Here is a 16,062-nt window from a genome sequence, read left to right as displayed (position 1 = left end):
GGACTGCGCAGGAGTCCCATCGATTTTCAGGCCGGCACGTGTTCTTCCATCGCCGCCTTGTAGATTGAATGCTTTGGATGAGCAAACAACCGCTCCATCATCGGCTCGAAGAAACTCAGCGGCAGCGTCTCGTAAGTGGGATCAAACGCCGCCGCATCGTACTTCGCGCAAAACTCGATAGTCGCCCGATACTGTGGATGACCGCTGAACTGCTCGCGCAAATGCCGATCCATGCCCAAGTGATGGAAAAAGTAATACCCCTGGAAGATCCCGTGTTTCTCCACCATCCACAGATTCTCGTCGCTGACGAATGGCTTGAGTATCGCTGCCGCGATGTCCGGGTGGTTGTAGGAGCCTAACGTGTCCCCGATGTCGTGCAGCAGGGCGCACACCACGTATTCTTCGTCGCGGCCATCGCGCCATGCACGGCTGGCGGTTTGCAGGGAATGAGTCAGACGATCTACCGGGAAGCCGCCAAAATCACCCTCCAGTAGTTTCAGGTGCGCCACAATCCGTGTCGGCAATTGCCTCGCATAGGCACTGAAGTCGGCGGCAATGATTGCCCAGTCTTCCTGCGTACCGTCCTGCATGTGGGTGAAACGGGCATTGGCATTCATCGGCTATCCTCTTGTTCTAGTCGAAAGGGATTTTTCCAGTGTAGGACCTGTATCCGGTAACGCACTGGCTGCACAGGACGCATTGCTGGCCGGTCGAGCCTAGAACGGCACGCGACCCAGAATCATGTCGCGGTACATGACGAAATCACCAAGCAGACTGTAAAGCGGATGTTGAAAAGTCGCAGGGCGATTCTTTTCAAAGAAGAAATGCCCGACCCAGGCGAAGCTGTAGCCGGCCAGCGGAAGCGCCAACAGCCCTAGCCAGGCGCCTTTGCCGATGGTCAGGGCCAGAATGAAAATAACCAGTGTCGTGCCAATAAAGTGCAAGCGTCGGCAGGTACTGTTGCTGTGTTCGCTCAGGTAATACGGATAAAACTCGGCGAAGCTGTTGAAACGTTTGATGTTTTCCACGACTGCGATCTCTGTGGTTGTTGTTCTGACTGCGAGTTGTTCTGCGGGTAGCTTATTTGAGTCTAGAGTGATCATTGGCATCAGCCAGTGACAATGGGCGCCACTTTAGTATCCTTCGGAAATTGGCCGTAGCATGCGGCTCATCATGTAAGTAAACGCCATGAGCGAACGAACGACTTCTGCAAGCTGGGCGATGGGGATTGTCAAAGCACTGGAGATGGACGGCCTGGATTGCCGGGTTCTGTTCAAGCAGCTGGGGCTAGACTACGCGTCACTGGATGATCCGGATGCGCGCTTCCCGCAAGATTCCATGACACGACTGTGGCAGCGTGCGGTCGAGTTGTCCGGCAACCCGGCGATCGGCCTGAACATGGGCAAGGTGGTGCGTCCTGCGCAGTTTCATGTGACCGGCTACGCGCTGATGTCGAGTCAGACCCTGGCCGAAGGCTTCAAGCGGTTGGTGCGTTATCAGCGAATCATTGCCGAAAGCGCGGACTTGAGTTTTCGCCTGCTGGATGAGGGCTATGCGCTGATTCTGACGGTCCACGGCGACCACTTGCCGCCGACCCGGCAAAGTGCCGAAGCCTCCCTGGCCTGTGCGTTGGCGCTGTGCAGCTGGCTGACCGGGCGCACGCTGCATCCGCGCAAAGTGTTGGTGCAGGGCGATCAGCCCGTCGATCTCGAACCCTACAAACTGGCTTTCCATGCGCCGCTGGTGTTCAACGCGCCGTACGACGCCCTGATTTTTGAACGTGCCGACATGGAAGCACCGTTGCCAACCGCCAACGAGGCCATGGCGCTGTTGCATGACCGGTTTGCCGGCGAATACCTGGCGCGTTTTTCCGAGAGTCGCGTGACTCACAAGGCACGTCAGGTGTTGTGCCGCCTGCTGCCTCAGGGCGAACCCAAGCGCGACACCGTGGCGCAGACGCTGCACCTGTCGCAACGGACGTTGCAGCGGCGCTTGCAGGAAGAAGGCACGAGTTTTCAGACATTGCTTGATGACACCCGGCGCGAACTGGCTGAACAGTATCTGGCGCAACCGGGCATGACCCTGCTGGAAATTGCCTACCTGTTGGGATTCGCCGATCCGAGCAACTTCTTCCGCGCTTTCCGCCGCTGGTTCGATGCCACCCCCGGCGAGTATCGGGTGCGGCTGATGGAAGCGCCTGCTCCTGTCAGTGACGCCAGAACGCCGGTATACACAGAACAAACACCGTAATGATCTCGAGTCGGCCCAGCAGCATGCCGAACGACAGAATCCACTTGGCGGCATCCGGCAAGGTGGCGAAGTTGCCCGCCGGACCAATGGTCTCGCCGAGTCCCGGCCCCACGCCGGACACGGTGCTCGCAGCGCCGGTCAGGGCGGTCATCCAGTCCACACCGAGCAGCGACAGCAGCAACGCGATCACGCAAATGGTGATCGCAAAAAAGAACGAAAAGGTCAGAATCGAACGCACGATCTCTTCGTCGAGGCGGTGACCGTTGTACTTCTGCTTGATCACCGCACGCGGGTGAATCAGCTGGTTAAGGTTGGCCTTGAGCAAGATGTAGGCAACCTGGAAACGGAAAATCTTGATCCCGCCCGCGGTCGACCCCGAGCAACCGCCAACAAACCCCAGATAAAAGAACAGCATCAGCGAGAAATTACCCCAGAGGCTGTAGTCCCCGAGTGCGAAACCGGTGGTCGTCACCACCGACGTCACGTTCAGTGCCACATGCCGCAGCGCCTCCAGCCAATGCAACTGGGTGGTCCACCAGTACCAGGCGGTGAGCACCAGCCATGTCACCAGCAACATGCCGAGCAAACCTTGCACCTGCTGATCCTTGATCAGGGCCCGGCGGTTACCGCGCAAGGTTGCCACGTACAGAGTGAACGGCAGACTGCCCAGAATCATGATGACAATCGCCACCCAGTGCACCGCCGGTTGTTTCCACTTGGCGAGAGATAGATCGGAGGTGGAAAAGCCTCCCGTGGAAATCGCTGACATCGCGTGATTGATCGCATCGAACGGGCTCATCCCGGCCCACCAGAACGCCAGGCTGCCGAAAACGGTGATGCCGACGTAGGCCGCTACGATCAACCTCGCCACCATGTGCGAACGGGGCATGATTTTTTCGGAACGGTCCGACGACTCGGTCTGAAACAGCCGCATGCCACCGATACGCAGCAATGGCAGAATCGCGACCGCCATGCCGATGAAGCCGATGCCACCGATCCAGTGCAGCAACGAGCGCCACATCAGGATGCCGGGAGACATGTCATCCAGATGATTGAGCACTGTCGAACCGGTGGCGGTGATGCCGGACATGCTTTCGAAAAACGAGTCGGTGTAGCTGATTTTTTGGGTCAAAAGGAATGGCAGCGCAGCGAAGATGCATACCACCAACCAACTGCTGACCGTCAGCAAGTACATGTCTCGCGGACGCAGGTGCACCTGCTCGGGGCGACCGGGGATGACCAGCGCGAGACCGGCGACAAAGGTAATCATGCTTGCCCAGAGAAACGACGGCAGGTCGCCGGTGCGTTCGAAAATCACCAGGGTGGCCATGGGTACGACCATGGCGATCGCCAGCGTGATCAGGAAGAGGCCGATGATGAAACCAATGAGACGTAAGGTCGGCAACGCCATGAAGTCCGCTCGGGCTGGAAATGGGGAGGGCGCCATTCTACCCGTGGGGCAGGGCATGTAAACCGGCATCCCCATGGCACTTGCAGCTAGAATAGCCAAACTTTTTTTTCAGGAGGTGGCCGATGCAGGCTCTCGACGCTTTGCTCAACCGTGTTTCCGTTCCACGACTGGTCGACCCGGCCCCTACCGCCGAGCAGCGCGAAGTGCTGTTTGCCGCCGCCATGCGTGCGCCGGACCACGGCCATTTGCAGCCTTGGCGTTTCCTGACAGTCGAAGGCGCAGCGCGTGAGCAGATGGGGGAGTTGCTGGCCGAAGCGGCGAAACTGCAGGACAGCGACGTGCCCGAAGCCGCACTGGACAAGGCACGCAACGGCCCGCTGCGGGCGCCGCTGGTGGTCGTGGTGATCGCGCGGTTGCAGAATCACGTCAAATATCCGAAGTCAGAGCAACTGCTGGCGGCGGGCTGTGCGGCGCACGGGATTTTGCTGGCGGCCTATGCGCAAGGGATTGGCGCGGTGTGGCGCACGGGGGAGCTGGCGTATTCGGCGCATCTGGCCAAAGGGTTGGGGTTGGCTGAAGGGGAAGAGGTAATTGCGTTTCTGTACCTGGGCACGCCGCAGAAAGAACCGCGGGTTGCAGAAAAAGTCGATTTGGCCCAATTCGTCAGCGGCTGGCCAAGCAAGGCCTGACGCTGCCGATCAAATGTGGGAGCGGGCTTGCTCGCGAAGGCGTCCGGTCAGCCAACATCTTTGCTGAATGTTAAATCGTCTTCGCGAGCAAGTCGGATCGCCGCACCGCCGCTCCCACAGGGGATCAGGGTTGGACCAAGGTTCCCGGCACCAGCGGTAATTCCAGGCTGGCGATGAACCCGCCATCCGGATGATTGGCCAGCACCAGACTCCCGCCATGCCGCTCCGCCGCCCGGCGCGCAATGGCCAGTCCCAAACCATGCCCCGCCGCCGCCTGCCCCGGAGCCCGATAAAACGGCTCACCCAACTGGCTCAAGTGCTCGGCATCCACACCGGGCCCATGGTCGCGCACACTCACCACAATTCGCTCACCCTGCCGCACCGCCTGCATCTCAATCGAACGCCCCACCGGGTTAAAGCGCTGAGCGTTGCGCAGCAAGTTGTCCAAGGCGCGCTCGATCATCGTCGGCCAGCCTTTCAGGTTCAATTGCGGTTCGGCGTCGAGGCGAACGGTCTGCTCCGGCGAACCCAGCTGCGCATCCTTTTGCAGCGTGTTGAGCAGCGCGTTCAGGTCGACGTCTTCAGCACTGGCGTTGTCGGCATCGACCCGCGCGAGCACCAGGATCTCGCTGATCAGCGCTTCGAGCCGGTCGCACTCGCGGGTCAGGCGCGGCGAGAGTTTTTCCCGCTCTTCGGGGTTGGCCCGCTCCGCCAGTGCCAGCGCAATGCGCAGCCGGGCGAGGGGGGAGCGCAACTCATGGGACACGTCACGCAGCAGTTGCCGCTGGCTGCCGATCAAACTTTGCAAACGGGCGCCCATGCGGTTGAAATCGTTCGCCAGCACGCCGAACTCATCGCGACGGTTGGCCAGTTTCACCAGGCTGTTCTGCTGATACGTGGTTTGCCCCAGATCATGCACCGCGCCCCGCAGGCGGCTGAGCGGTCGGGTGATGGACAGGGTCACGAACAGGCTGAACAGGGTCAGCACCACCAGCGCTATGCCCAGTGCACTTAATGGCCAGAGCAAACTTTCGCGGTGCCATGAATCCAGTTCCGGGTGTGGAATGCGGTAGATCAGCAGGTAGGTATCGCCGGTTTTGGCGCTGGTGTATTCATCCGTCAGACGACGCCACGGCAGGCGCCGATCATCGTTGTTCTGTCGCGCTTCGAAGGCCGCAGCACGGCGAGGGAAGGTACCGCGTACGACCGGATCTCCGCTCTCGTTGAGCACCTGGACGTCGATGTGATATTGGCGTTTGCGCTGTTCCAGAATGTCCTGGGCCGCTTCTTCGCCTTGTGCTTCGTAGGTCTGCGTCCACTGTTCGGCCAGGGTATTGAGGCCCGGGTGACGGCTGAGAATCCATGCGTCCTGGTTGAGCATGTGCCCGAGCAGAATGGACAGCCCTGCGACCAGAGCGATGGCCAGCCAGAAGCTGGCCAGGATACGCCAGAACAATGAGCGCACAGAAAATCCTCAAACAAACACAATCCTATGTGGGAGCGAGCTTGCTCGCGATAGCAATGTGTCAGTCAAAATAAATGTTGAATGTGACGCCGCTATCGCGAGCAAGCTCGCTCCCACTTATTCTGAGTGGTATCAGACCCAACGGTGGTAAAGCCGTCGGGTCCGGGGTTAGCGCATTATTGCGCTTTTTGCGGTTGTTGCGCTTTCCAGGCCTTGAACTCGGCCCATTCGGCGCGGCGTTCGGCCCGTTTCTTCTGGATCTCGTCGAATTGCTTCTGTTGATCCGGTTTCAGCAGAGCACGCACGTCCGCGTCGGCTTTCTTGTGGTTGGCGGCCATTTCATCTTTCATGGCTTTCTGGTCGGCCGGCGAGAGTTTTTCCAGGTACTTGTCGACCACTTGCTGACGCTCGTGCATCTGCTCGCCCATGATTTTGCGGATCTGCTCGCGCTGTTCGCGGCTCAGGTCCAGTTGGCTGTACGGGCCTTTGCCGTGCATGCCATGCATCTGGCCGCCGTGGCGTGGGCCGTCCATCGAACCACCCATCGGGCCGGCACCTTCAGGCATGGCCATGGCAACGGTCGGGAGGGCGGCAGCGAACATCAGAGCGATAAGAGTCTTGCGCATGGTGAATCTCCTTGTCTCGTTCCCGGTACGTTCCGGATGAGTTCAGATTACGGAGATCAAGGTCAGCGGCGGTCAGCAGAGCGTAAAGCTTGGGTAAAGACGATATTTCGCTGACCTGACAAATTTAGTTGGCAGTGACCTGTGGCGAGGGAGCAAGCTCCCTCGCCACAGGTTAGTTTTTTCAGCGCTATCTCGGTTCAGAGGCTGTAGTAGTAACCGCGGCTGCGCAGGGCGACGATTCGCGGGCGGCCGTCGGGGTGGGGGCCGATCTTTTTGCGCAGGTTGCTGACATGCATGTCCAGGCTGCGGTCGTACAGGGTCAGTTTGCGGCCGAGGGCAATCTGCGCCAGTTCCTGCTTGTCCAGCGGCTCGCCGGGTTGCTTGAGCAAGGCTTCGAGCAAGCGGCTTTCGGAAACGGTGAGGGTGAATTCCTGTTCATCGATGCTGACCACACCGCGCACCGGGCTGAAACACAGATCGCCCAGTTCGAGCTGGCTGGACACCGCCGCCGGATGACTACGGCGCAACACGGCGCGCAGGCGGGCGGTCAGTTCCCGTGGGTCGCAGGGTTTGGCCAGGTAATCGTCGGCGCCGAGTTCCAGGCCGAGGATACGGTCCAGCGGCTCGCCCCGTGCCGAGAGCATCAGCACGGGCAGCTCCGGGTGATCGCTGCGCAATTGCTTGAGCAGTTCAAGACCGCTGCCGTCCGGCAGCATCACGTCCAGCACCACGGCCGCCGGGGACGTTTCGGCCAAAGCGCGACGAGCGCTCTGACCGTCATGGCAAGCACGGACCTGGAAGCCTTCCTGGCTCAGCCAACTGACCAGCAGCTCACACAGCTCCTGATCATCATCAATTAATAACAGCTCGCTCATGACTCACTCAATTTAGCCATTGTCGACGTTTTCGACTTGCACCACTGGCGAAGATACCGCAGAGCAGGGCCAATAGCGCTACTCCTGCGCCGATCACGAACCATTGCTGCTGATCAGTGAGAAAACGCGGCAACGGACTGCTGGCCTGGGCTTCCTTGAGTTGCAGCTTCAGACGCTGATTCTCCTGGCGCAGCCGGCTGAGCTGAGCGCTTTCGCGTTCGGCATCGGCATTCTGCAGTTGTTTGCTCAGCTCTTCCCGTTGCTGTTCGCTTGCCTTCAAGCGCTGCTGCAACTCGGTGATCTGGCTGCCGGCGCTCAAGGACAGCGGCGTTGCGCTTTCTTCACCGTGGGCAGGTGCCACGATCGACAACGTGACCAACATCAGACACAACGGACCTTTGCGCATCGGAGCTCCTGAATCCAATCGATTATTGGGCAGGTTGTCGGCAGGCAAACGAGAATAATGAGCGATTGAAAGCGCGATGAACCGACAAGGTTCACCGCGAGACAGGCTACTAAGGCAGGACTTGCTTGAACGGCTTGACCGAAACGTTGGCGTAGACGCCTGCGGCGATGTACGGATCGGCGTCGGCCCAAGCCTGTGCGGCGCTCAGGGAATCGAATTCGGCGACGATCAGGCTGCCGGTGAAACCCGCAGCGCCCGGATCATTGCTGTCCACCGCCGGGTTCGGGCCGGCCAATACGATACGACCTTCGCCCTTGAGCGCTTGCAGGCGCTCAAGGTGTGCAGGCCGAGCGGCCAGGCGGGCTTCCAGGGAGTTGGCGACGTCTGTGGCAACGATTGCGTAAAGCATGTCAGTCCTCGGTTTTTGGCGTGGTGGTTTCGGCGTCGTGCAGGTGGCGGGACAGGTAAATGCCCTGGGCGACCAGGAACAGCAGCGTCATGCCCAGGCTGCCGAAGACCTTGAAGTCGACCCAGTATTCCTGAAACGTGAACGCGACGAACAGGTTGGCGGCACCGCAGAACAGGAAAAACGCTATCCAGGCGATGTTCAGCCGCGTCCAGACCTGGTCCGGCAAGGTCAACGCGTGGCCCATGATGCGCTTGATCAGCAGTTGGTCACCGATGAAGTGGCTGCCAATGAACGCCAGAGCGAACAGCCAGTTGACCACCGGGGCTTTCCATTTCAGGAAGGTCTCGCTGTGGAACGCCAGGGTCAGGCTACCGAAGACCAGGCAGGCAATCAGGGTCAGCCACTGGCTCTTTTCCAGCTTGCGCTGCTTGATGAAGAGCGTGCCGTACACCACCAGGGAGCTGATGATCAGCATCGCGGTGGCGCTGTAGATACCTCCGACAGTCACTTGATGACCGGCGACGTCTACGACCCGTGGGTCGATCTTGAACACAATGAAAAACAGCAGAAGCGGGATGAAATCGATGAATTGTTTCACAGTGGCAGCCAGAAGCAGGATGTGGCGGCATAATAACAAACATATGGGCGCGCGATAGCGCCAGCTGATTTGAGGTAACACATCCCCGTGAATGTCGATTTGCACTGCCACAGCACCGCCTCCGATGGCGCTCTCGCGCCTGCTGTCCTGGTGGCGCGTGCGTACGATAAAGGCGTGCGAGTCCTGGCCCTGACCGATCACGACACCCTCGAAGGCCTCGACGAGGCCCGCAACGCGGCAACGGCGCTGGGGATGCAATTGGTCAATGGGGTCGAATTATCCTGCACCTGGGGCGGGGCGACCATTCATGTGCTGGGTTACGGATTTGATGTAACAGCCACGCCGCTGGTCGAAGCCATCGCCAGACTGCACGATGGCCGCTGGCTACGGTCCGAAGAAATAAGCCGCAAGCTGGCCTTGAAAGGCATGCCGGGCGCGCTGGAAGGCGCCCGGGCCATTCAGCAGGAACTGGGCGACAGCGGCAACGCTCCGGCCCGTCCGCACTTCGCCGACTGGATGGTGCGCGAAGGTTTCGTCAAGGATCGCGCCGAGGCGTTCCGCAAATGGCTGGGCGCCGGCAAGCTGGGGGACGTCAAGCAACACTGGCCGACCCTGGAGGAAACGGTCGAAACCCTGCGTGCGGCCAAAGCCTGGGTCAGCCTGGCGCATCCCTGGCACTACGATTTCACTCGCAGCAAGCGTCGCCGCCTGATTTCTGACTATATTCAAGCCGGGGGCCACGCAATTGAAGTGGTCAATGGCCATCAGCCCGCCGAGCAAGTGGGCAGCCTAGCGATTCTTGCCCGCGAGTTCGGTCTGCTGGTCAGCGCCGGCAGTGATTTTCATGGCCCTGGAGGCTGGTCCGAGATCGGTGAATATCGCCCGCTCCCGGAGGATCTGCCACCACTGTGGTGTCGATTTAAACATGACCCAAATATTGCCGCCGTCTGAACAGGTAGAGAATGTGAGTCAATTTTTCCAGATTCATCCGGAAAACCCGCAAGCGCGCCTGATCAAACAGGCTGTCGAGATCATCCGCAGCGGCGGGGTGGTGATTTATCCCACAGACTCGTCCTACGCCATTGGTTGCCAGATCGGTGACAAGAACGCCGTGGAGCGCGTGCGCCGGTTGCGTCAACTGGATGAGAAACACAACTTCGCGCTGATTTGCAGTGACCTGTCGCAACTGGGGCTGTTCGCCAAGATCGATACCGGCACCTTCCGCCTGCTCAAGGCACATCTGCCGGGGCCATACACCTTCATTCTCAACGCCACCCGCGAAGTCCCGCGGCTGTTGTTGCACCCGAAAAAACGCACCATCGGCCTGCGCGTGCCAAGCCATCCGATTGCTTTGGCGCTACTGGAAGAACTCGGCGAGCCGCTGATGAGCGTGACGCTGATCATGCCCGGCGAAACGGACCCGATGACCGATCCGTACGAAATGCGCCAGTTGCTTGAGCATCAGGTCGACCTGATCATCGACGGCGGTTTTGGCGGGATCAAAGCGTCCACCGTGATCAACCTCGCCGACGGCGAGCCTGAAGTGATCCGCGTCGGTTGCGGCGACCCTGCGCCGTTCATGGCCGAGGCGTAGATGTCTGCAGTAGAACCTGTTATCGACAGTCAGGCCGGCGCCCAGCAGGAGCTGCCCTTCGCCATGGTCTATGGCCAGGCGGTCCTGGAAATGCCGCTGGACCTGTACATCCCGCCGGATGCGCTCGAGGTGTTTCTCGAAGCCTTTGAAGGCCCGCTCGACCTGCTGCTGTACCTGATCCGCAAACAGAACATCAATATTCTCGACATCCCGGTGGCGGAAATCACTCGCCAGTACATGGGTTACGTCGAGTTGATGCAGTCGGTGCGCCTGGAACTGGCCGCCGAATACCTGGTGATGGCCGCGATGCTGGCCGAGATCAAGTCGCGGATGCTGTTGCCCCGCGCCGAAACCATCGAAGACGAAGAAGACGATCCGCGCGCCGAACTGATCCGCCGCTTGCAGGAATACGAGCGCTTCAAGGCTGCCGCCGAAGGCATCGATGGCCTGAGTCGCGTCGGTCGTGACGTGGTCGTGCCCAAGCTCGATGCCCCGCAAGCCCGGGCGCGAAAACTGTTGCCGGACGTGAGTCTGGAAGAATTGCTGATGTCTATGGCCGAGGTCCTGCGCCGTGGCGACATGTTCGAAAGTCACCAGGTCAGCCGCGAGGCGCTGTCCACTCGCGAACGCATGAGCGATGTGCTGGAACGCCTCAAAGGCGGCGGATTCGTGCCGTTTGTCGAGCTGTTCACCGCTGAAGAAGGGCGCTTGGGTGTCGTGGTGACCTTTATGGCGATCCTCGAACTGGTCAAGGAATCTTTGGTCGAGCTAGTGCAGAATGAGCCGTTCGCGGCGATCCACGTGCGAGCCCGAGCCGAATAACGAGTTGAATCATGAACCTGACTGAACCCCGCGAGCTGGCGCCATTGCTTGAAGCCTTTCTGTTGGCTTCGGGAAAACCGCAATCGCTTGAACGCCTGTTCGAACTCTTCGAAGAGGGCGAGCGTCCCGAGCCGCCGGTCTTCAAGAAAGCCTTGACGATTCTCGCCAAGTCCTGCGACGGTCGGGCGTTCGAGCTGAAGGAAGTCGCCTCCGGGTACCGCCTGCAGATCCGCGAAAAGTTCTCGCCGTGGGTAGGACGTTTGTGGGAAGAGCGGCCGCAGCGTTATTCCCGCGCCATGCTCGAAACCATGGCGCTGATCGCCTATCGCCAGCCGATCACCCGGGGAGAAATCGAAGACGTGCGTGGCGTGGCGGTCAACAGTCACATCGTCAAGACGTTGCTGGAGCGGGAGTGGATTCGCATCGTCGGTTACCGCGACGTACCCGGTAAGCCGGCGATGTTTGCGACGACCAAGGCGTTTCTCGATCATTTCAACCTGAAGAATCTTGACGATTTGCCGCCGCTCGCCGAGCTGCGCGAGCTGGAGCCTGACCCGGTGCTCGACTTCGACGACGCGCCAGTGCCGGCCGGGTTGCAAGAGTTGGCGGACGCCAGCGCCGAGCCGGAAGAGCCGAAGGAAGAAACCAGTTTCCATACGCTGTTGCTGGAACTGGACACCATGGAGGAAGGGCTCAAGACCGACTTTGATGACATTTTGCGCGATGGCGAGTTGACCAATGCCGAGCCTCAAATCGAAGTTGAGCTTGAGTTAGAGCCTGAAGACACAGTCGAAGAAGAACGGGAAGACGATGTACTTGGCGTGGCCGAGGCTCGCGAGAAACTGCTTGCTGCCGTTGCTGCACTCGAACAAGCGAATCCCGAGCCTGAGTTGACCGACGAAGAAGCCGAAGCCCGGGCCCTCGCCGAAGCCATCGAAGCTGAGCGCCGCGAATTCGAAGACTGACATAAATCCTGCCCACACCTGAAACCCACTGTAGGAGCGAGCTTGCTCGCGATGGTGTGTCAGTCACCCAACGCTTACTGACACACCATCGCGAGCAAGCTCGCTCCTACAGGGTTTGGTGTTGACTGGAGTATTTGATGAGTTCAACCAGAGACCCTTGCATCAGCCTCTGCAAATTCACCGACGACATCTGCCTCGGCTGCGGCCGCAGCAAGCGCGAGATCAAGGCCTGGAAGAAGCTCGACAAGGCTGACAAGCGCACAGTCCTCGCTGAATCGGCGTTGCGTCTGATCAAACTCGGCGCCACCGGTCGGCGGAAATCCAGGTAACTGGCCATTCATCAGCTAGTCTCTGATGCGCAAACGCCGTCATGAGCGTATGATTCGCGACCCTTCGGCGATCCCTTCGCCAAGTGCATAGATTGACATCGCTTCAGGCCCAGCCTGAACAGACCACACCGGGAGGTGCCCAGATGAGTATCAACGACCAGAAAGACGACCAGGAAATCGGCCCCGCAGGCGAAAAACTGCAGAAAGTCCTCGCCCGTATCGGCGTCGGCTCGCGCCGTGACGTAGAAGCCTGGATCAGCCATGGCCGCATCAAGGTCAATGGCAAAGACGCCACCCTTGGCCTGCGCGTCGACCTGCATGACGCCATCACCATCGATGGCAAGGTGATCAAGCGCGAAGAAGCCGCCGAGTCGGTACGCCGCGTGATCATGTACAACAAACCCGACGGTGAGATCTGCACCCGTGACGACCCTGAAGGCCGTCCGACCGTATTCGACAAGATGCCGCGTCCGAAAGAAGGCCGCTGGATCAACATCGGTCGTCTGGACATCAACACCACCGGTCTGCTGATGTTCACCACCGACGGTGAGCTGGCTAACCGCCTGATGCACCCGTCCTACGAAATGGACCGTGAATACGCGGTCCGTGTACGTGGCGAAGTCGATGACGAGATGATCGAACGCCTGAAAGCCGGCGTCGTCCTCGAAGACGGTCCGGCCAAGTTCACCGACATCAAGCAGGCGCCAGGGGGTGAGGGTTTCAACCACTGGTATCACTGCGTGGTGATGGAAGGTCGTAACCGTGAGGTTCGTCGCCTGTGGGAATCCCAGGGCCTGGTGGTCAGCCGCCTGAAGCGCGTGCGTTTCGGTCCGGTGTTCCTCAACTCCGACCTGCCGATGGGTCGCTGGCGCGAAATGAGCCAGTACGAAGTCGACATTCTGAGTGCTGAAGTAGGCTTGACCCCGGTGGCCATGCCGCAAATGAACGCCAAGAGCAAAGACAAGCTTGAGCGTATGCAGCGTAAATCGTCGCGTCCGGTCGGCAAGACCGAGCGCGTGCGTACGCTACGCCCAGCAGCGGGCGCCCCGGCAGCCGGTCCGCGTGCTCCACGTGAGCCGCACCTCGAAGGCGAGCGTCCGTCGCGCAAGCCTGTTGCTCCGCGTGCCGATGGCGAGCGCGGTCCACGCACGCCACGTCCGGCCAACGGTCGCACTGAGCGTGGCGAAGGCCGCGGTGCGCCAAGCGGTGGTCGCAGCGATCGCGGTGCCCCTGCTGGTCGTGGAGAGTCGGGGCGCGGTACGCCAGTGGCCGATCGTCCGTCCGACACCAAGCGCCCGGCCAAGCCAGCGCCGAAGCGTCCGGGGATCAGACTGGTCGAAGGTGACAAGCCATCGGGCAAGCGCCGTGGCGCGCCAGCCGGTTCCGGCCAGCGTCCGGGCTTCGGTCGTCGCAAGCCTGAGTAATCGGTGAGCGGTAGATGAAAAACGCCAACCTTCGGGTTGGCGTTTTTTTTTGCTTGGCTTTGGCTCCGGTGGTGTTTGGCCTGACGTCTTCGCGAGCAAGCCCGCTCCCACAGTTGACCGCGTTTGCATCCAGCAACTCGGTCAACTGTGGGAGCGGGCTTGCTCGCGAAGACGTCAGTGGCAACACCGCCCAAGGCAAAACGGAAAACGAACGTTACGCTGCGTAAAGAAATCCTGACGAATTCTTCCGATTAGCCCCGTGAAACCACCATGCCGCGATAGCTGTAAGAAATTTCTTCCGCTGCATAAGGCTTTAGGTCCTTTTCCGGGCTCTTGCGTGCTTGTTTCAGCGGCGCCGGAAGGGTGTCATGCGCCCCATGCCTGTCGTGCAGGTGCATAACAAAAAGGAGGCGCAATGTACGCCGTGATTAATTTTCCACTCTCCCCGTGGCGCGATTCTTCCATCGCTCCCGCCCAAGACCCGCAAAGGTCTGACTCATTCTTTGCAGCCACCCGAGACCCTCGAGGCGGACACAGGCAATCCCGGCAACCGACGCGCTGATCCAGCGGGTCTGGCAGCAGGGGGTTGGCGGTGTACAATGCGCCGCGTTTTACCTGTGACCTCCTGCGCAGCTGCTCAAACCTCAAGGCTACCCGCCTTGTTCACTCCGCCGCGTCACGAGCGTGTCGGGTTCGATTTCGTCACAGATAAAAACAAACAGGTGACGCATGACCGTTGTAAATACGCTGAACGTGAGACCCTTTTCATGAGTGGACAAACCTCGCAATCAGGCGAGCTGAAACGCGGCCTGAAGAATCGTCATATTCAACTGATCGCCCTCGGTGGCGCGATTGGTACCGGCCTGTTCCTCGGCTCGGCCGGTGTACTGAAATCCGCTGGCCCGTCGATGATCCTTGGCTACGCCATCTGCGGCTTCATTGCCTTCATGATCATGCGCCAGCTTGGCGAAATGATCGTCGAAGAGCCGGTGGCCGGCTCCTTCAGCCACTTTGCGCACAAATACTGGGGTGGTTTCGCCGGTTTCCTGTCGGGTTGGAACTGCTGGATCCTTTACATTCTGGTGGGCATGTCGGAGCTGACTGCAGTCGGCAAATACATCCACTACTGGGCTCCGGACATCCCGACCTGGGTCTCCGCAGCCGGATTCTTCGTGCTGATCAACCTGATCAACCTGGCCAACGTGAAAGTCTTTGGCGAAGCCGAGTTCTGGTTCGCGATCATCAAGGTCGTGGCGATCGTCGGCATGATTGCCTTGGGCAGCTACTTGCTGGTCAGCGGTCACGGTGGTCCGCAAGCGTCGGTGACCAACCTGTGGTCCCACGGCGGTTTCTTCCCGAACGGCGTCAGCGGACTGGTGATGGCCATGGCGATCATCATGTTCAGCTTCGGTGGCTTGGAAATGCTCGGCTTTACCGCAGCAGAAGCGGACAAGCCGAAAACCGTGATCCCGAAAGCGATCAATCAGGTGATCTACCGGATCCTGATTTTCTACATCGGTGCGCTGGTCATTCTGCTGTCGCTGACACCTTGGGACAGCTTGCTGGCAACACTGAACGCGTCGGGCGATTCCTACAGCGGCAGCCCGTTCGTGCAAGTGTTCTCGATGCTCGGCAGCAACACTGCGGCGCACATCCTCAACTTCGTGGTGCTGACCGCGGCGCTGTCTGTGTACAACAGCGGCACCTATTGCAACAGCCGCATGCTGCTGGGCATGGCCGAGCAGGGCGATGCGCCGAAAGCGTTGGCGAAGATCGACAAGCGCGGCGTGCCGGTGCGTTCGATCCTGGCGTCGGCTGCTGTGACGTTGATCGCCGTGCTGCTGAACTACCTGATCCCGCAAAATGCGCTGGAACTGTTGATGTCGCTGGTGGTGGCCACGTTGGTGATCAACTGGGCAATGATCAGCTATTCGCACTTCAGGTTCCGTCAGCACATGAACAAGACCCGACAGACGCCGCTGTTCAAGGCGTTCTGGTACCCGTACGGGAACTACATCTGCCTGGCGTTCGTGGTGTTCATTCTCGGCGTGATGTTGCTGATTCCGGGTATCCAGATCTCGGTATATGCGATTCCGGTGTGGGTTGCGTTCATGTGGGTTTGCTACGGCATCAAGAACAAACGCAGCGCGCAGCAGGTGTTGCACGCGGCAGTGAAATAACGCAGCGCGCAAAAACAAC

The 16,062-nt window shown here is 59.8% G+C and carries 18 protein-coding genes; 9 read left to right on the top strand and 9 right to left on the bottom strand.

The window, feature by feature from the left end; translation table 11 throughout:
* Positions 1 to 26 precede the first annotated feature (26 nt).
* Both ACYZT9_RS19875 and ACYZT9_RS19870 read right to left on the bottom strand, forming a co-directional pair.
* Positions 27 to 617, bottom strand: a complete 591-nt coding sequence (locus ACYZT9_RS19875; protein ID WP_462007051.1) for an HD domain-containing protein — start codon at positions 615 to 617, stop codon at positions 27 to 29.
* Between the two features lie 99 nt (positions 618 to 716).
* On the bottom strand, positions 717 to 1,028 hold the full coding sequence (locus ACYZT9_RS19870) for an Mpo1-like protein (protein WP_462007050.1): 312 nt from the start codon (positions 1,026 to 1,028) through the stop codon (positions 717 to 719).
* Between the two features lie 160 nt (positions 1,029 to 1,188).
* Between ACYZT9_RS19870 and ACYZT9_RS19865 the strand changes: the two genes are divergently transcribed.
* A complete protein-coding gene (locus ACYZT9_RS19865) occupies positions 1,189 to 2,250 on the top strand; it encodes an AraC family transcriptional regulator (RefSeq protein ID WP_462007049.1) in 1,062 nt (353 codons plus the stop codon).
* On the opposite strand, the gene ACYZT9_RS19860 is transcribed toward ACYZT9_RS19865, so the two are convergent.
* Positions 2,207 to 3,661 (bottom strand): TrkH family potassium uptake protein, encoded by a 1,455-nt coding sequence (locus ACYZT9_RS19860; protein ID WP_462007048.1) that lies wholly within the window; start codon positions 3,659 to 3,661, stop codon positions 2,207 to 2,209. The two genes, ACYZT9_RS19865 and ACYZT9_RS19860, sit on opposite strands and share 44 nt — an antisense overlap.
* Before the next feature lie 122 nt (positions 3,662 to 3,783).
* Between ACYZT9_RS19860 and ACYZT9_RS19855 the strand changes: the two genes are divergently transcribed.
* The gene (locus ACYZT9_RS19855) at positions 3,784 to 4,350 is read left to right on the top strand and encodes a nitroreductase family protein (RefSeq protein ID WP_462007046.1); all 567 of its coding nucleotides are present in this window, start codon (positions 3,784 to 3,786) and stop codon (positions 4,348 to 4,350) included.
* Positions 4,351 to 4,474: 124 nt separating this feature from the next.
* Here the strand turns inward: ACYZT9_RS19855 and ACYZT9_RS19850 are convergent, their stop codons facing one another.
* From ACYZT9_RS19850 to ACYZT9_RS19825, 6 genes are all read right to left on the bottom strand, one after another.
* Positions 4,475 to 5,815, bottom strand: a complete 1,341-nt coding sequence (locus ACYZT9_RS19850; protein WP_462007045.1) for a sensor histidine kinase — start codon at positions 5,813 to 5,815, stop codon at positions 4,475 to 4,477.
* A 176-nt stretch (positions 5,816 to 5,991) separates the two neighbouring features.
* Positions 5,992 to 6,441, bottom strand: coding sequence for a Spy/CpxP family protein refolding chaperone (locus tag ACYZT9_RS19845; protein WP_462007044.1), 450 nt, complete (start codon positions 6,439 to 6,441; stop codon positions 5,992 to 5,994).
* 197 nt (positions 6,442 to 6,638) lie between these two features.
* On the bottom strand, positions 6,639 to 7,316 hold the full coding sequence (locus tag ACYZT9_RS19840; protein WP_407010996.1) for a response regulator transcription factor: 678 nt from the start codon (positions 7,314 to 7,316) through the stop codon (positions 6,639 to 6,641).
* Positions 7,317 to 7,323: 7 nt separating this feature from the next.
* Positions 7,324 to 7,722 carry a translation initiation factor 2 gene (locus ACYZT9_RS19835; RefSeq protein WP_462007043.1) on the bottom strand — a complete coding sequence of 133 codons (399 nt, stop codon included), beginning with the start codon at positions 7,720 to 7,722 and terminating at the stop codon, positions 7,324 to 7,326.
* A 109-nt stretch (positions 7,723 to 7,831) separates the two neighbouring features.
* A complete protein-coding gene (locus ACYZT9_RS19830) occupies positions 7,832 to 8,131 on the bottom strand; it encodes a YciI family protein (RefSeq protein ID WP_462007042.1) in 300 nt (99 codons plus the stop codon).
* 1 nt (position 8,132) lies between these two features.
* Positions 8,133 to 8,729, bottom strand: a complete 597-nt coding sequence (locus ACYZT9_RS19825; protein ID WP_462007041.1) for a septation protein A — start codon at positions 8,727 to 8,729, stop codon at positions 8,133 to 8,135.
* Positions 8,730 to 8,816: 87 nt separating this feature from the next.
* On the opposite strand from ACYZT9_RS19825, the gene ACYZT9_RS19820 reads away from it, so the two are divergent.
* From ACYZT9_RS19820 to ACYZT9_RS19790, 7 genes are all read left to right on the top strand, one after another.
* Positions 8,817 to 9,680, top strand: coding sequence for a PHP domain-containing protein (locus ACYZT9_RS19820; protein ID WP_462007040.1), 864 nt, complete (start codon positions 8,817 to 8,819; stop codon positions 9,678 to 9,680).
* A 13-nt stretch (positions 9,681 to 9,693) separates the two neighbouring features.
* On the top strand, positions 9,694 to 10,323 hold the full coding sequence (locus ACYZT9_RS19815; RefSeq protein WP_462007039.1) for an L-threonylcarbamoyladenylate synthase: 630 nt from the start codon (positions 9,694 to 9,696) through the stop codon (positions 10,321 to 10,323).
* Positions 10,324 to 10,386: 63 nt separating this feature from the next.
* Positions 10,387 to 11,145, top strand: a complete 759-nt coding sequence (locus ACYZT9_RS19810; protein ID WP_462010264.1) for a segregation and condensation protein A — start codon at positions 10,387 to 10,389, stop codon at positions 11,143 to 11,145.
* A gap of 11 nt (positions 11,146 to 11,156) precedes the next feature.
* Complete coding sequence (scpB, locus tag ACYZT9_RS19805) at positions 11,157 to 12,110, top strand: SMC-Scp complex subunit ScpB (protein ID WP_462007038.1); 954 nt, start codon at positions 11,157 to 11,159, stop codon at positions 12,108 to 12,110.
* A gap of 137 nt (positions 12,111 to 12,247) precedes the next feature.
* A complete protein-coding gene (locus ACYZT9_RS19800; protein ID WP_462007037.1) occupies positions 12,248 to 12,439 on the top strand; it encodes a DUF1289 domain-containing protein in 192 nt (63 codons plus the stop codon).
* A 143-nt stretch (positions 12,440 to 12,582) separates the two neighbouring features.
* Positions 12,583 to 13,863 (top strand): 23S rRNA pseudouridine(2605) synthase RluB, encoded by a 1,281-nt coding sequence (gene rluB / locus ACYZT9_RS19795; RefSeq protein WP_462007036.1) that lies wholly within the window; start codon positions 12,583 to 12,585, stop codon positions 13,861 to 13,863.
* A 767-nt stretch (positions 13,864 to 14,630) separates the two neighbouring features.
* The gene (locus ACYZT9_RS19790; RefSeq protein ID WP_462007035.1) at positions 14,631 to 16,043 is read left to right on the top strand and encodes an amino acid permease; all 1,413 of its coding nucleotides are present in this window, start codon (positions 14,631 to 14,633) and stop codon (positions 16,041 to 16,043) included.
* The last annotated feature ends 19 nt before the right edge of the window (positions 16,044 to 16,062 follow it).

Source organism: Pseudomonas sp. ZT5P21 (assembly GCF_054897785.1).
Note: the sequence above shows the minus strand (reverse complement) of the source record. Positions and strands in the feature narration are given on the sequence as shown.

Excerpts from the sequence above, each read along its gene's own strand:
- scpB (WP_462007038.1), top strand. The coding sequence starts at position 11,157 with ATGAACCTGACTGAACCCCGCGAGCTGGCGCCATTGCTTGAAGCCTTT.
- ACYZT9_RS19800 (WP_462007037.1), top strand. The coding sequence starts at position 12,248 with ATGAGTTCAACCAGAGACCCTTGCATCAGCCTCTGCAAATTCACCGAC.
- ACYZT9_RS19855 (WP_462007046.1), top strand. The coding sequence starts at position 3,784 with ATGCAGGCTCTCGACGCTTTGCTCAACCGTGTTTCCGTTCCACGACTG.
- ACYZT9_RS19845 (WP_462007044.1), bottom strand. The coding sequence starts at position 6,441 with ATGCGCAAGACTCTTATCGCTCTGATGTTCGCTGCCGCCCTCCCGACC.
- ACYZT9_RS19840 (WP_407010996.1), bottom strand. The coding sequence starts at position 7,316 with ATGAGCGAGCTGTTATTAATTGATGATGATCAGGAGCTGTGTGAGCTG.
- rluB (WP_462007036.1), top strand. The coding sequence starts at position 12,583 with ATGAGTATCAACGACCAGAAAGACGACCAGGAAATCGGCCCCGCAGGC.
- ACYZT9_RS19810 (WP_462010264.1), top strand. The coding sequence starts at position 10,387 with ATGGTCTATGGCCAGGCGGTCCTGGAAATGCCGCTGGACCTGTACATC.
- ACYZT9_RS19790 (WP_462007035.1), top strand. The coding sequence starts at position 14,631 with ATGAGTGGACAAACCTCGCAATCAGGCGAGCTGAAACGCGGCCTGAAG.
- ACYZT9_RS19875 (WP_462007051.1), bottom strand. The coding sequence starts at position 617 with ATGAATGCCAATGCCCGTTTCACCCACATGCAGGACGGTACGCAGGAA.
- ACYZT9_RS19865 (WP_462007049.1), top strand. The coding sequence starts at position 1,189 with ATGAGCGAACGAACGACTTCTGCAAGCTGGGCGATGGGGATTGTCAAA.
- ACYZT9_RS19860 (WP_462007048.1), bottom strand. The coding sequence starts at position 3,661 with ATGGCGTTGCCGACCTTACGTCTCATTGGTTTCATCATCGGCCTCTTC.
- ACYZT9_RS19830 (WP_462007042.1), bottom strand. The coding sequence starts at position 8,131 with ATGCTTTACGCAATCGTTGCCACAGACGTCGCCAACTCCCTGGAAGCC.
- ACYZT9_RS19835 (WP_462007043.1), bottom strand. The coding sequence starts at position 7,722 with ATGCGCAAAGGTCCGTTGTGTCTGATGTTGGTCACGTTGTCGATCGTG.